This is a genomic window from Nocardioides hungaricus, from assembly GCF_054782915.1.
The window spans coordinates 1-14,554 of record NZ_BAAGRO010000066.1 but is presented as its reverse complement, the minus strand read 5'-3'; the positions used below and the strand labels follow the sequence as shown (position 1 = coordinate 14,554).

The 14,554-nt window shown below is 68.9% G+C and carries 10 protein-coding genes, 2 tRNA genes and 1 pseudogene; 8 read left to right on the top strand and 5 right to left on the bottom strand.

From position 1 onward, the window contains the following. Nucleotides 1–4: 4 nt before the first annotated feature. The 4 genes from gltX (at nucleotide 5) to ACYVKX_RS22270 (ending at nucleotide 2,714) form a co-directional block, all read left to right on the top strand. Entirely contained in the window at nucleotides 5–1,465 is a 1,461-nt protein-coding gene (gene gltX, locus ACYVKX_RS22285) for a glutamate--tRNA ligase (RefSeq protein ID WP_460835890.1), read from the top strand. Next, complete coding sequence (locus ACYVKX_RS22280; RefSeq protein ID WP_460835889.1) at nucleotides 1,462–2,421, top strand: lysostaphin resistance A-like protein; 960 nt, start codon at nucleotides 1,462–1,464, stop codon at nucleotides 2,419–2,421. The genes gltX and ACYVKX_RS22280 overlap by 4 nt, the downstream gene beginning before the upstream one ends. A 55-nt stretch (nucleotides 2,422–2,476) precedes the next feature. After that, nucleotides 2,477–2,548: transfer RNA gene (locus tag ACYVKX_RS22275), tRNA-Gln, on the top strand. A gap of 93 nt (nucleotides 2,549–2,641) precedes the next feature. Continuing rightward, nucleotides 2,642–2,714: transfer RNA gene (locus ACYVKX_RS22270), tRNA-Glu, on the top strand. A 195-nt stretch (nucleotides 2,715–2,909) separates the two neighbouring features. Here ACYVKX_RS22270 and ACYVKX_RS22265 read toward each other — a convergent pair. The 3 genes and pseudogenes from ACYVKX_RS22265 to mobF form a co-directional block, all read right to left on the bottom strand. Further along, a pseudogene (locus tag ACYVKX_RS22265) lies at nucleotides 2,910–3,962 on the bottom strand (tyrosine-type recombinase/integrase); the annotation flags it as partial. Nucleotides 3,963–3,998: 36 nt separating this feature from the next. Beyond that, nucleotides 3,999–4,241 carry a helix-turn-helix domain-containing protein gene (locus ACYVKX_RS22260; RefSeq protein WP_460835888.1) on the bottom strand — a complete coding sequence of 81 codons (243 nt, stop codon included), beginning with the start codon at nucleotides 4,239–4,241 and terminating at the stop codon, nucleotides 3,999–4,001. A gap of 237 nt (nucleotides 4,242–4,478) precedes the next feature. After that, nucleotides 4,479–8,249, bottom strand: coding sequence for a MobF family relaxase (gene mobF / locus ACYVKX_RS22255; RefSeq protein WP_460835887.1), 3,771 nt, complete (start codon nucleotides 8,247–8,249; stop codon nucleotides 4,479–4,481). Between the two features lie 365 nt (nucleotides 8,250–8,614). Here mobF and ACYVKX_RS22250 point away from each other — a divergent pair, with 365 nt between their 5' ends. From ACYVKX_RS22250 to ACYVKX_RS22235, 4 genes are read left to right on the top strand one after another with little or no spacing between them, the layout of a single operon-like run. Then, nucleotides 8,615–8,971: a helix-turn-helix transcriptional regulator gene (locus ACYVKX_RS22250; RefSeq protein WP_460835886.1), complete on the top strand. Its 357-nt coding sequence runs from the start codon at nucleotides 8,615–8,617 to the stop codon at nucleotides 8,969–8,971. Nucleotides 8,972–8,983: 12 nt separating this feature from the next. Further along, nucleotides 8,984–9,784 (top strand): hypothetical protein, encoded by an 801-nt coding sequence (locus ACYVKX_RS22245; protein ID WP_460835885.1) that lies wholly within the window; start codon nucleotides 8,984–8,986, stop codon nucleotides 9,782–9,784. Further along, the gene (locus ACYVKX_RS22240; protein ID WP_460835884.1) at nucleotides 9,682–10,500 is read left to right on the top strand and encodes an ABC transporter ATP-binding protein; all 819 of its coding nucleotides are present in this window, start codon (nucleotides 9,682–9,684) and stop codon (nucleotides 10,498–10,500) included. The genes ACYVKX_RS22245 and ACYVKX_RS22240 overlap by 103 nt, the downstream gene beginning before the upstream one ends. After that, the gene (locus tag ACYVKX_RS22235) at nucleotides 10,497–12,854 is read left to right on the top strand and encodes an FtsX-like permease family protein (protein WP_460835883.1); all 2,358 of its coding nucleotides are present in this window, start codon (nucleotides 10,497–10,499) and stop codon (nucleotides 12,852–12,854) included. Before ACYVKX_RS22240 ends, ACYVKX_RS22235 begins: the two co-directional genes overlap by 4 nt. A 136-nt stretch (nucleotides 12,855–12,990) precedes the next feature. Here ACYVKX_RS22235 and ACYVKX_RS22230 read toward each other — a convergent pair whose 3' ends face one another. Together ACYVKX_RS22230 and ACYVKX_RS22225 are read right to left on the bottom strand one after the other, a co-directional pair. Next, complete coding sequence (locus ACYVKX_RS22230; protein ID WP_460835882.1) at nucleotides 12,991–13,554, bottom strand: DUF6036 family nucleotidyltransferase; 564 nt, start codon at nucleotides 13,552–13,554, stop codon at nucleotides 12,991–12,993. After that, complete coding sequence (locus ACYVKX_RS22225) at nucleotides 13,554–14,072, bottom strand: helix-turn-helix domain-containing protein (protein ID WP_460835881.1); 519 nt, start codon at nucleotides 14,070–14,072, stop codon at nucleotides 13,554–13,556. The genes ACYVKX_RS22230 and ACYVKX_RS22225 overlap by 1 nt, the downstream gene beginning before the upstream one ends. Nucleotides 14,073–14,554: the final 482 nt, after the last annotated feature.

Genomic DNA, 14,554 nt, shown 5'->3' with positions numbered 1-14,554 from the left:
GCTCATGACTGTCCGCGTCCGCTTCTGCCCGTCCCCGACGGGATCGCCGCACGTCGGGTTCGCCCGGACGGCGCTCTACAACTGGGCGTTCGCGCGGCATCACGGAGGCACCCTCGTGTTCCGCATCGAGGACACCGACAAGGAGCGCAGCACCGAGGAGTCCTACGACGCGATGCTCGGCGCCATGCGGTGGCTCGGCCTCGACTGGGACGAGGGCCCGGTCGTCGGCGGCCCGCACGGCCCCTACCGGCAGTCCGAGCGCGGCGACCTCTACCGCGACGTGCTCGAGAAGCTCGCGGTCTCGTCGTACACCTATGACTGCTTCTGCACCAACGAGGAGGTCGACGCGCGCCGCAAGGCGTCCGGCTCCAAGGTGATGGGGTACGACGGCTTCTGCCGCGACCTCGACCCGGCCCAGCGCGCGGCCTGGGAGGCGGAGGGCCGCCGGCCCGTCGTCCGCTTCCGGATGCCCGACGGCATGGTCACGTGGGACGACCTGGTGCGTGGCGAGATCACCTTCGAGACCCGGTTCGTGCCGGACTTCGCGCTCTGTCGCGCCAACGGCGATCCGCTCTACACGCTGGTGAACCCGGTCGACGACGCGCTCATGGAGATCACGCACGTGCTCCGCGGCGAGGACCTGCTCTCGAGCACCCCGCGCCAGATCCCGCTGCACCGGGCGCTGGTCGAGCTCGGCATCGGGACGGTGGTCCCCGAGTTCGGGCACCTGCCCTTCGTGATGGGGGAGGGCAACAAGAAGCTGTCCAAGCGCGACCCCGAGTCCCACCTGTTCCTCTACCGGGACCAGGGCTTCCTGCCCGAGGGGCTGCTGAACTACCTCGCCCTGCTCGGCTGGGCGATCGCGGCCGACCGCGACGTCTTCTCGATGGCGGAGATGGTCGAGGCGTTCGACATCGGGGACGTGAACCCCAACCCGGCGCGCTTCGACCTCAAGAAGGCCGAGGCGATCAACGCCGCACACATGCGGCTGCTCTCGCTCGACGAGCTGACCGACCGGGTGCTGCCGTTCCTCAAGGACGCCGGGGTCGTGTCCGACCCCGTGGGCGACGCCGACGCGCAGCTGCTTGAGCGGGCGATGCCGCTGGTCGCCGAGCGGATCAACAAGCTCGTCGAGGCCGTCGACATGCTCGGCTTCCTCTTCGTCGAGGAGGCCGACTTCACGCGCGACGAGGCCGATGCCGAGAAGCTGCTCACCGAGGACGGCAGGGCGGTCGTGCAGGCGTCGTACGACGCCCTGGCCGGCCTGTCCGAGTGGTCGACCGCGGCGATCCAGGACGCGCTCCAGGCGCGGCTGGTCGAGGAGCTGGGGCTCAAGCCGCGCAACGCGTTCGGCCCGGTCCGGGTGGCCGTGACCGGCCGGCGGGTCTCGCCGCCGCTGTTCGAGTCGATGGAGCTGCTCGGCCGCGAGCGCAGCCTCGGCCGGCTGCAGGGCGCGCTGGCGTGACGAACGCGGGACGGGGGCTGCCCTACCACCTCGTCCAACGCGGCGGTCTGCCCGGCGCGTGGCGCCCGATCGTCGGCGTACCCGTGCTGATCGTCGGATTCGTGCTGATCGCGCCGGCGCTGGCGCAGATCCCGTTCGCCGTCGGCCTCTGGCTCACCGGCCATGACGTGAGCGCCGGCGTCGAGCGGATGCTCGACCTCGACGACCCGACGCCGCTGGGGCTGGCCTATCTCAACGCCACGCTCGCCTCCGCCATCCTCCTCACCTGGCTGATCGCCTGGACGCTGCACGGCCTCCGCCCGGGATGGGTGACGTCGGTGGCGCCGCGGATGCGCTGGCGCTGGTTCGCCGTGTGTCTCGGGCTGTCCGTGATCGCGCTGCTCGCGACGCTGGCGGTCTCGGCGCTGGTGCCGGAGCAGTCGGACGGGGCGGCCATCGGCGGCGACCTCAACGAGTTCACCTCGACCACGCGCGACTTCCTGCTCGTGGTGCTCCTCCTCACCCCGTTCCAGGCGGCGGGGGAGGAGTACCTGTTCCGCGGGTATCTCGCCCAGGCCTTCGGCAGCCTGTTCGGCCGCACCTGGATCGCCGTCGTACTGCCGTCGCTGCTGTTCGCGGCCGCGCACGGGTCCCAGAGCGTCCCGCTGTTCCTCGACCGGCTCGCGTTCGGCCTGGTCTCCGGTGTCCTCGTGGTGCTCACCGGCGGCCTGGAGGCCGGCATCGCGATGCATGTCCTCAACAACTGGGTCGCGTTCGGCCTCGCGCTCGCCTTCGGTGACATGGCCTCGACCCTGGACCCGGACATCAGCAGTTGGTGGATGATCCCGGTGACCCTCACCCGATCGCTGGTCTTCCTCGGCCTGGCGATGCTCGTCTTCCGGCGGATGAAGCTGCGCGACACCACCGAGATCCCGGCGGAGCCGGGCGTTTTGGCCGCCCGAACTCCACGCGTGTAGTGTTCTCCACCGTGCCCGGCCGCCTCGGCGAGCGGGCCGAACACCAGTAAGACAGTGGGATATGGTGTAATTGGCAGCACGACTGATTCTGGTTCAGTTAGTCTAGGTTCGAGTCCTAGTATCCCAGCGAGATCGCGGTCCCCAGAGGTTCACGGAGGGCCGCGATTTTGTGCGAACGGCGGCCTCGGATAGGGTTTCGCAGGTTGCTCGCAGAGCACACGCCCCCGTTGTGTAGCGGCCTAGCACGCCGCCCTCTCAAGGCGGTAGCGCCGGTTCGAATCCGGTCGGGGGTACAGGTCAGTGAAGCGGTCCTGACCAGCGGAAACGCTGGGAATGGCCCCTTCGGCACTTCCCGTCGAATCGGCCTCGGGCAACACTGGGGCAACACGGGGCAACGCTCGCAAGGCGTCCCGGCGGTGCCGAGCCGCGGCGCGGGCGGCGTCCATCGCAGTGGCGACTTCATCGAGCCGGTCCTCAAAAAGGTGACCGTAGGTGTCGAGCGTCATGGTCGTCGAGCTGTGGCCCAGCATTTGCTGGACGACTTTCACGTCGGCGCCGGAGGCGATCGCGAGGCTGGCTGCGGTGTGCCGGAGCTGGTGGGGGTGCAGGTCGGGTACGCCGATCGCCCTCGCTGCTGCGCTGAACGCAGTGCGGAAGGTGCTGACTCGCAGCGGCTGGCCGTTCCGGATGCCTGCGAAGACCAGGTTGTCTTGATGCATGCCATGGATGTGCTCGGCGAGCTCGACGCCGAGGAAGCGGGGGATAGGTACCTCGCGGCGTTGGTGGGTCTTGGTGGCGCCCCACACGAGGCCTTGGCCCTGCACCGGCGTCACGGACTCGACGATGACGGCGCGGCTGCGCCTCAGGTCGAGCCTGGCCACACGGAGCGCAGCCATTTCGCCGAAGCGAACTCCGGTGTAAGCGAGGAACAGCACCACCAGGCGGTATGTCTCGTTGGTCCGGGTGTCCAGGCTGCTGTACTTGCTTGCGTCGGCCGGGTATCCGGTCGCCGTGGCGAGGTCGTCCACCTGCTCGTGGGTGAGGTAGCGGTGCTCATGCTTGCCGACCCTCGGCAGGTTGACCCCGTGAGAGACGTTCCGAGCGAGTCGGCCGTCCTTGACCGCCATATCGAGGATAAGGCTGAGAACCCGATGGATCTTGTGGACTGTGGCGGGGGAGCGGCTCCTCGCGAGCTCGCTCACCCATGCCTGGACATCGCTGTGCGAGACGTTGGCGAGTTTGACCCGGTCCCATTTCGGGTGGATGTGCTTGCGCAGGACTCCCTCGTAGCGCGATCGGGTGGTGGGTTTGAGGTGTGTCTGTCCGTCCAGCCAGCGTTGCGCCCACACACCGACGGTCACCTTCGCAAGCGCCGGGTCGACGTACGTCCCGATGACCTTGGCGCTCTCGACGCCGGCCAGGAACCGCTCGGCGTCGATCTTGCGAGAGAAGGTCTTGTTGCGCTGCGCGCCCGCCGGGGTGCGGTAGTGCGCACGCCACGAGGTCTGTCCGTCACGGACACGCTTCTCGATGCTGGCCATGGTTCATCTTCTCCCTCGGACGAGTTGGTGCCAGGCTCAGTCGTCGCGCGGTGGACGTCGGCCCTGTTCGGCGCGCCAGAGGATAAGATCGGTGCGCCAGTAGCGGACGTGGCGAGCGACCTTGAAGCTGAACGGGCCGGTGCCGAGGTGGCGCCAGTAGCGCATGGTGGCGACGGGCACGCGGAGGTATGCGGCGGCTTCCTCGATGCTGAGCATCTCGTCGTCTGCATGGTTGTCCTGGTGGTTGTCGTAGCGGTTGTCGTGGTGGGCGGTGCTCATGTGCTTCTCCTTGTCGGTGGATGTGGGACCTTCAAGCGCGACGGTGGTCCGGAATGGACAGCGCTTGTTGTTCTCCTAGGTGTGCGGCACGTCCCGGAGCGATCACTGGTGGGCCATCAAGATGCGTGCGGTCAGCTGCTGATGTCTAGAAAGGCAACGGGTTGTGGACTGGATCGGACATCGGTTGCGGTTGCTGGTCGGCGTGGCTTGGTCCGAGAGGCTGGTCGGTGAGGCAGGTCAGCGGCCGATGCCTGGCCCGTGGTCGGGGGTGTCCAGGCTGGGTGGGGGCTCCTCGATCCGTCGTGTGGCTTGCTGGAGTGCCCGGGCCTGTTGCCGGCGCTGCTTGGCGTCGCGGGCGGCTGCCTCCTGCCGTGCCGTGCGGTCGGCGGCCCAGCGTTCGTGCTCACGGTCGGCTTCGGCCTGGGGTAGCTCTCGGATCGCGGGCTCACCGCGGAGGAGGTCTATGTGCGCGGTGGCGGTGCGCAGGTTGTCTTGGACACCTGCCAGTTGGTCGTCGACGGCGGCGAGTCGGCTGCCGGGGTCGCGGGTGTACGCGGCCTGGCCGTGGGGGTGCAGCTCTGCGTACAGGGCCTCTTCGAGGCGGGTGCGTGATCGTTCGGCCTGCTGGTGGGCGGCGTAGGCGTGGCGCTCGGTCGCGCGGATCTGGTCGGCGTCTGGGTGGGCCTGGGCGACCGTGCGGGTGATGAAGGTGTTGAGGGGGTCTTCGACGTGGCGTCCGTGCAGCCACAGCACCTGGGTGGCGAGCTCGGCAGGGTCGGTGGCCAGGTCGGGCAGGGCGGGCCGCCAGCGGGCGGCGAACTCGCCCAGTGCGGCGTGGGCGTCGCGAACCTCCCGCCGGTGCCGGCCCAACGACAGGCCGAGTCGCCCTGGACCGTCGCGGACGACCTGGGCGGCTGGCTGCGCCTGCCCAAGCTCGTGGCGCCATGCACCCCAGACGCGGGTCTGGAGGTCGGCTGTCTCGCTGGTGAGGGCTGCGTCAAGGTCGACGACCTGCTGGCGAGCCTGCATCCAGCGCCGTCTGGCCTCGACTTCCTCGCCGTGGAGCCGGTCGCGGTCGGGGGTGTAGCGGGCGTGGATAACGGCGACCTGCTGGAGGGAATCGCGTTTACCGGTCAGGTGTTGGTCATGGTCGTGGAGGTCGGCCTGCTGGGTCCAGGCCGTCCATAGGTCGGCGAGGACCTGATCGAGCCGGCGGGTGGGCTGCTGGGTGCCGTACCGCTCGATGTCCTCGGCCGCCCGCTCAGCGGCGGCGCTGGGGCCGAGGTCGGCCCGGTCGCGGCCGAAGACGTGTTCCCACTGGCTCCGGGCATCTGCTTCGTTTTCGGCGACCAGGTGGGCGATGTTGTGGTCCCGGCCGCGGGTCATCGCGACGTAGGCCGAGGCGGCCGAGGTGTGCTCGCCCAGCAGTAGGTGCCCGGTGCCGGTGGTCTCGCCCTGTGCGCCGTAGACGGTGGTCGCATACGCGAGCTCGACGTGCTCGCTCGCGTACGCGGCTGGGAGGGTGCGCCGGTCTGTGGCGCGTAGGCCGGTGAGTTCAAGGCTGCCATCGGCGCCGACGGCGGTGATGGTCCAGACCGCGCGGTTCGTCACGTCGAGGTCGCGGTCGTTGCGTCGGGTCGCGACCCGGTCCCCGACACCGAGCCGCTCGCCGGTATTGGTGGCCAAGGTGTGGGTGCCATCTGCGTCGGCGGCGTGTGCGTCGGTGTCGACTGCGTTGGTGTCGCCGAGGTGGCCCAAGGCGAGGAGCCGGTCGCGGATCGCGCCGTTCAACACGGTGGTCTGCTCGCGGGTGTCGGCCATGACCAGCATCTGGTAGGGCTGCTGGCTGCCCGTGCGGCAGGTGCGGAAGGCATCTGCGGCCAGCCGCGCCAGAGCTTGGGTGCGCTCGGCCTCGCTGGGATAGATCCGGATCTGGCCACGGCGCCACAGCGCCTCCCACACCTCACCAGTCCGCTCACCAACCTGCTCACCAGCCCGCTCAACACGGGGCTCACCATGGGGCTCACGACTGCGTGCGTCCGTGTCGTTGCCGGGCTGGGTGTAGGTCGGTGAGCCGGTGCGTAGGGCGAGGCTGATCGCTGCGTACTCGGGGTCGGCGAACCGGTGCGCGACGTCGAGTTCGAGGTGGGCCTCGGGTGGGACCCAGCGGGCGGCGAGGTCGAGGACGCCGCCGCGGCCGACGGCGGGGAGCTGGTGCCGGTCGCCGACCAGTGCGACCCGGGCGCCCATCTCGTCGGCGACGGTCAGCAGCGCGCGTGCGGTGTCCTGGTTGAGCATCCCGGCCTCGTCAACCAGCAGCAGGTCACCGTGTTCCAGGACCGCCTCGGCCATCGGCCCGCGCAGTAGGCCGGGCACCGGCGCGGAGGTCTCGTTGGCTGGGTCTTGGCGGGTCCAGCGGCCGTCTTGGTCCCACCGGAAGCCGTGCTGGTGGATCAGCCAGGCCACCGAGCCCGCGGTGGTGACCTCGCGGGCCGCGACCTGGGCGGCCTTGACGGTCGGGGTGACGACCAGCATCCGGCGCCCCTGCTGGGCCAGGATCGCCTGGGTAGCGGCGAGGCTGGTGGTCTTGCCGGCGCCGGCCGCACCCTCGATGACTACCAGCCGCGCCTGACCGGCGAGCGCCGCGACCGCCCTGGCTTGGCGGTCGTCGAGCCCTTCGACTTGGCTGGTGGACAACACGGTAGGGGCGGTGGTCGCTTGGACGCGGCCCGCGAACCGGGTGACGATCTCGGCCTCGACCTGGAGCACGTGCCGCGAGGTCAGCGACCGGACGTGTTCGGGGACACCCCGTTGGTCCAAGAGTGGCACGCAGACCTGGATGGCGCGGGCGACCAGGTCCTCGGCCAGCTCGGTGCGGACCGCGGCGTCGACGACGAGCCCGGCCCCGGCGATCGCCTTCTCCGCCTCACCGCGGATGTCCGCCGGGTTCCACGCCGACCTCCGGGCACCGAGCCGGACCAGGATGGTCTCCACGGCGGCATCGCGGTCGAACCCACCCACCCGCGGTGCCCCGACCACCGCGTCAACCATCAGGGGCAGCCCTGGCTGTGGGCTGGGGTCGCGGTAGCCCAGCTCGGCCAGCTGCTGGTTCCAGTGCACGACCATCTCCGCGCCATCGGTGGGGACGACCTTGTCGGGTCGAGCGTCCTTCCACGCCCGCCGATCCCAGGACCGCTGCACCACCGGTCCCGGCTGCTGGCCGGGGTTGGCGGCCCGCCACTCCGCCTCGTACCGGTCGATGTGACGCCCGATCTGCGCGGCCCGCTCACTGAACGCCCCCACGTAACCGGCGAGCTCGGCCACCTCCCCGGTGGCGGGGTCCAGGGTGAACCCGGCTGCGGCCAGCGCGGCGCGGAACTCCAGGTCGCACATCACCGCGGCGTGGCCGATTCCGTTGAGCGCCTCGATGGAGTCGCGGAACCCCACCGTATGGAGTCCGCGCCACTTGCCAGCGGCGAACACCCGGGCGTTGACCTGAAGGTGCAGGTGGCGGTGCGGGTCGCCGGCACGGGAGGTGTAGTGCCGCACAGTCACCGCCTCGATCTGGTCCACCGGCACCTGTACCTGTCGGCCCCTGGGTCCGACCCGGGTGGTGGCGTGCTCGGCGACCCAGCCGATGATCTGTTCCGCGGCCCGGTCCTGCGCCGCGTCGTAGGCGGTAGCGACCTCAGGGTTCATAGCGGCGGCCAGGGACCAGGTCTTCGGCCCGTTGACCGTGATCTCGACGAACCGAACCGCGTTGCCGTCGTGGCGCAGCCGCCCGCGCGGCAGCCCGGAGTCGGGGTCGTGGCCGGCCACCCACTTCTCATACCCGTCGCCATCGAGCACCCCGAGGTCTCGCACGCCCTGGCCCGGCGAGGCGCCGAACCGTCGGGCGAGTCCGCTGCCTTCGGCCAGGTAGTAGTCATCGACCCGGGACCGATCCGCCTCCACGTAGGCGCGCGCCGCGGAGGCCGCTCCGCGGTAGACCTTGACGCCACCATGCACGACCGATCACGTCCAACAACTCGCCCGAAAATGACTCGTGGGCCACCCGACCTGCGGGCGACCCATCTACGACATTCGTAGCATGCGTGCCGCTGACTTGAGAGGTTGGAGTGGCGTGTCGAGGGGGTGGTTGGAGGAGAAAGTTGAGCAGTCAGTACTGGTCAGTGGTGTTCAGCGGTTCTGGGTTGCTTTGGAGGTGGGGCGACGGCGTGTGACAAGGGAGTCGGTTCGAGCGGAGGGTGCCGTCTCAAGGGGGTCATCGCTCGCCCGGCGAACGCGGACGGTTGCGGGCCCGCCGAGATGGTGCTTCGACACCCGGTCTCGACGTTGATACCTCGGTATCCGTGGCATAGCGTGTCGAGGTAATGACGAAGACATCTGATTCCAGTATTCGCGGTCACCTCGACCTCCTCGTGATCGCGTCGTTGGCGACCACACCGAGCCATGGCTACGCACTCATCGATTCCCTGCGGCGTCTCAGCGGCGGAACGCTGGACTTCGCCGAGGGATCGCTGTATCCGGTGCTGCACAAGCTGGAACACGAGGGGCTGATTCGAAGCAGCTGGGACCGGGGGGACGGGCGCCGCCGACGTGTGTATCGGGTCACGGCATCGGGGCGCCGGGAACTAGCTGTGCGCGCTCGGAGATGGCGGCTGGTGCGTGATGCGGTCGATGCGGTGCTTTCTGGTGTCGACGATGATCCGCAGCCGGCCCAGCTCTGAGGAGGGTCGATGATGGCGGGTCCGATCGACGCGTGGCTGGGAGAGCTGGACGGCGCTCTGGCGTCGAGACGACGACTTCGTGATGGGCGGATCCGGGACGAGGCGCTGGATCATCTGCGCTTGGCGGCCGACCGGTTCGAGCGAGGGGGTCTGGCCAGGTCTGAGGCCGAGGCGCGGGCGGTGGCGCAGCTTGGCGACCCGTACATTTTCGCCGCTGGATTCGCTGCCCCCCGGCGCCGCGACCACCTCGTTGACCTGACCGCCTGGGTCACCTCGAGGGCTGGTCTTGCTTTCGTCGGCCTGGGTGGTGTGTGCGTGTTGATCGAGGCGGTCGCTTGGGTGCTGGGCGCCGGGCCGGTCTCGCACCACGGGATCCGGGTGTGGCAGTCGTGTCCTAACCGTGTCGATGGTCAGTGTGTCGGCGAATGGGAGTACTCCCACGCACCTCGGATGCTCGTGCTCGGCGTGATTCTGGTGGTCGTCGGTCTGGTTGTTCTCGGCGCCTTCTGGATCCTGCGCCGTCGGTATTCCGACCTGGAGCTGGTCCCCCGACGGCTGGGGACGACGGTCGCAGCGACCCTCGCCGTCTTGGGTGTCGTGCTCTTGGTCGGAGGGGGTGTCCGAAGTGCGCTGGACACGAGCTGGTACTGGGTGCCGGTGTGGCTCGTTGGCGGCACCGTGACGCTGCTGGTGGCCGCGACGCTATGGGCGTGCCGCGGCCCGCGGGGCTGGCTGTCGCCGAGGTCACGCGGCACCACCAGCTGTTCGGCGACTGGGCGCACCAGTGGGCGCACCACTGGGGGGAGTCGATGAGTGAATCGATGGGTGGGGTGCTGGCGGCGCATGAGGTGACCAAGACCTACCGGGTCAACGATGTCACCGTCGAGGCTCTGCGTGGGGTGACCCTGACGGTGGCCGCCGGAGAGTTCGTGGCGATCACCGGTCCCAGCGGGTGCGGGAAGTCGACGCTGTTGCACCTGCTCGGCGGTCTGGACCGGCCGACCACCGGTGAGATCTACCTCCATCATCAGCGGGTAGATCGGCTGAGCGAGACGAAGTGGGCGCTGCTGCGTCGACGCAGGATCGGCATCGTGTTCCAGTCGTTCAACCTCATCGGGAACCTCTCGGTCGCCGACAACGTCGCACTGCCGGCGCTCTTGGTCGGCACCTCGCATGCCGCAGCCCACAGGCACGCGGGAGAACTGCTCGAACAGCTCGGTCTTGCCGAGCGCGCACGGTTGGTCCCAAGTCGGCTCTCGGGTGGCGAGCAGCAGCGGGTCGCGATGGCTCGGGCGCTGATCAACCGGCCCGACGTGCTCCTGGCTGACGAGCCCACCGGCAACCTCGACTCCGAGAGCGGCGAGGTGGTGATGAGCCTGCTCCAGCGCGCCCACGCCGGGGGCCAGTCGATCCTCCTGGTCACCCATGACGACGATGTCGCGCTGCGGGCCGACCGGATCGTCACCATGCGGGACGGGCGCATCCTCACCGAGCTGCGGCCCACGCGGGGCCAGGTGCCGGTGTCGTGAGGCGTGGTCTGTTCAGGCAGGTCCGGGCCGACCTGCTTGCCTTCCGGTTGGAGAGCGTGCTGGTGCTCGTGATGCTCCTCGCCTCGTCCGCGACGCTCATGGTGGGTCTGACCGTCTACGCCAGCGCGACCTCACCCTGGGAGCGACTCTTCGACGAGACCGATGGCGCCCACGCCTGGTTCTTCACCGACGACGCCCAGACCGATCTCACCCCGATCGGGAAACTGGCCGGTGTCTCGCAGACGTCTGGCCCCTACCGCTCTGCTCGGGCCAGCGTGTCGAACCCTGCCGGCGCGAGTCGGTACGACGCCGCCGACCTGCTCCTTCTTGCGATGCCGACGCCCGAGCCCAGCATGGGGCGACCCCGACTGCTCGCCGGCCGATGGCTATCCGGGGCGTCGGGTGAGGTTGTTCTGGACCACAACGTTGCCGACTTCCTCGGTCTCACGGTCGGGTCACGGGCAACGCTGGCCGCGCCCAGCGGATCACAGCCGGCCGAACCAAGGTCGCTACGTGTGGTCGGCCTGGCGGTGTTTCCCGGGAGGGGACCGTGGCCCAGCTGGTCTCCGGCAGCCTCCTTCGTCAGTGCGACGACCCTGGCCGACCTGGCTCCGGCCCAGCAGACGGGATCGGCCTACGCCGTTCGGCTCGATGATCCAGCAGCCAGCTCGGCGTTCCTCCAACGGGCCACCGATGCCCTCCCTTCCGGTGCCATCGGTTTCAGCGTGGACTGGCAGCGGCTGCGCAGCGACGCGGCGGAGGAGAGCCAGTTCACGCTCGTTTTCATCGCGGTGTTCACCGCCTTCGCTTTGCTCGCCGCGGCGCTGGTCATCGCGAACGTCATCGGCGGGCGTGCCCTCGCGCAGTCGCGCGAGCTCGGCCTGCTCAAAGCCATCGGCTTCACCCCGCGACAGCTGACCGGTCTCTTCCTGGTCGAGCACCTGATCCTCGGACTAGTCGGCGGCGTGCTGGGCATCCTCGCCGGCTGGGCCCTCGCCCCTCTCTTCGTCGCCCGCACCGCCCGGGCCTTCGGTGTGCCGAACAGCCTCGCCGACGTGCCGCTGACTGCCATGGCGACCCTGGTCATCCTCGAGGCCCTGGTGGTGGTTTTCGTGGCCTTGCCGGCCTGGCGCATCGGGCGGCTACCCACCGTCCGTGCTATCGCGGGCGACTACGGCACGCCTCCGGCCGCCGTGTCCCGGGTTGCCCGCCTCGCCGGCTGGCTCCGGCTGCCACAGCCGGTCGTACTCGCGGGAAAGGACACCTTCGGACGACGGCGACGAGCCGGACGGACGGTCCTTGCGCTCGCTCTTACCCTCGCGGTCACCATCCTCGCGCTCAGCGTGGAGGCCACCGTGCAGCGACTGATCTCCGACCCGACGCTGACCAACCAGACACTCCTCGGCACCCTCGACCCGGGGTCACTCAGCCAGACCGAGGTACACCAGCTCCTCGCAGCACACCCCGAGGTCACCGCGGTCCCGGCCGTGCGCGTCAACGGCACCGTGAGTGAGGTCGACGTCCAAGCCACCGCGCTGGGAGAAGGTTCCGACCGCCTCGGCTACGTCACGCCCGCGGGACGGATGTTCGCCACCGACGGCGAGGCCGTGGTCGGACAGGGGTTGTTGCTGCGACTCCACCGGCAGATCGGCGATGACATCACCTTCACCGTCGACGGGCGACCGCTCAAGCTCCGGATCGTGGGCCGTTATCTCGCCGCCGACCACAACGGGCTGACCGCCATGTTCAGCCTCGACACCCTCTCCGCACTCGCTCCCCCCGGTCAGCAGATCACACCCAACGCCTACCTTCTCGCAGCCACCGGGAGTTCCTCCGAGTCCTCCGGCGACCCCGAGGCACTCAAGCGGGCGCTCGTCCAGGCGTCGGACGGCCGCGTCCGTGTCGAGCTGGCGGGATCCTCCAGCGTCGCCTCCGACGCTGGCCAGGTGCGCGCGGTGCTCTCCGGGCTCGTCGGGCTCGTCGCCCTGATCGGAGCGCTCAATCTGTTGATGACCAGCGCCCTCGGCGTCCGCGAACAGACTCGCGAGATCGGCACCATCAGGGCCATCGGCATCACCCCACGCCAGAGTGCCGTCACCGTCATCACCGGCGTGGTCCTCCTCACCGCACTTGCGGCTCTCATCGGTGTGCCGGTAGGACTCGGCATCGGCTGGCTCGTGGTCAGCGCCATCGGCCTGATCATCGGAGCCGGAGCCGAGATCGCCACCACGCCACCACCCCTGTGGCTGGTCATCTTGGTTCTAGCCACCTTGCTCCTCGCCGGCCTCGCCGGACTGTTCCCGGCCTGGCGCGCCGCCCGACTACGGATCGCGGACGCACTCCGTCACGAATGAACCGGCTGGTAGTGCTCCGCTACTCGCCCAGCGCGGGAGACATTGCGATCGCCCGCACCGGATGCGTCCGTCTCCTGGAACACGAACGAGACGTCGTTTACGAAGGCTTTGGGCTGTCGCCATTGGCGGGCCGCACCTAGCACGTCGAGTTGAGCCAGGCGAGTGCCCGCTCGGCGGCTGCGGGATGCTCCGTCAACAATGTTGATAGCCGCGTTGCGATCAGGTCGCGGCTCACCAGGCTGGCTTCGAGCAGGGCAACGACGAAGTTGCGGTCCTTCTCGCGAAACGCAACAAGCTTCGCGACGCAGAGGTCTTCCTTGTCCAGGCACCAGCCTGTGAAGCGTGGCTCGCCAGTAGGGGCGGCCGTGTTGGCGTTCTGAACCTTGATCAGACGGTCGCGCCAGCCGTCGGGAAGGACCGCGGTCTCTAGGTCGACGCCGTCGATGCTGAACCCGTGCAGCTGCTCGAACGGCGAGAACTCACCTGCGACGCCTTCGATCAGGTCGGCCAGTCGGGCGGTCTCGTCGTTGCTGTTGGCGATCGGGAGGATGTCCACCTCTACCGACATGGTCGCTGCCGTGGGCAATTCAGACTCGTCATAGGTACCGAGAATGGCCTGCGATCCCACCACGATGACCTCGCGCTGCTCGATGATCTGGCAGGCCGTTCGGATTGCGTGTTCCAACTGGTCGCGCCGCATCAGCCGGCGACCTTGAGGACGTCGCGGCGGTGTTCCTCAGGAAGCAGGCCGGACATGGGGGAGACTTCCCGCATCTCGATCGAGTCGGGGTCGAGACCGGTCAGCACGCGGTGGAGGCCGGGGAGGTCGCCGAGGTCGATCAACTGTCGCCAGCGGTCGAGATTCCGCTGGTGCGGCTGACCGGTCACATGATCATCGAGACGGCCGAGGTTGCGCTCGATGGTCGGTCGCCATTCTGTGAAGCTCTGGTGGTTCAGGAGCGTTGAGAGCCTGCGGTGCAACTCCCACGAGCGGCGTTCCGAGCGTGTGAGCTGGGGGACGACGGGGCGTCGTACGACCTCAAGCCGGTGACCCATGCAGGACAAGAGTCGGTCGAGCTGCTCGTCGCTGAGGTGCACGCGACCCGAGAGGAAGCCGCTGATGCTCGGCTGGCGCACCCCGCTGAGCCGGGACAGCTCAGACTGGGTGGTGCCCGTCTTGAGCATCACCTCGCGCAGCACGTCACTGCGACCGCTCATGTCCAGACTATAGCAGTTTCCGCTATGGGCTCGCCGGTCCCGGTTGAGGCTCTCGGGCAACACTGGGGCAACACGAGCTCCAGAAGCTGCCCCAACCTGCCAATGCCAACCAATGGTCAATTATGGGTCTGACCTGCGGTTTCAGTGATCTTCAACGTCGTTCGACAACCCCTCGATCCCTCTCTCAAGGCGGTAGCGCCGGTTCGAATCCGGTCGGGGGTACCAACGAAAGAGGGGCTCTGGCCAGCGGAGACGCTGGCCAGAGCCCCTTCGGTCATCGTCTGGGTATCACCGCCTTCCGGGCGGCATCGTTGCCCCGGCTCTGGTCGAGGAGCCGAGGGGCGCTGGCGGAAGAACGTCGGGCCGACCCGCGAAAACGCCGAACGAAGCCCACTCTCGCTCGTCCGGCCGGTGCTGTCGGCGTACGACCTGACGTGTCGGTTCAGGTACGACCTGACGTGTCGGTCTCGGCTGGGTGATCA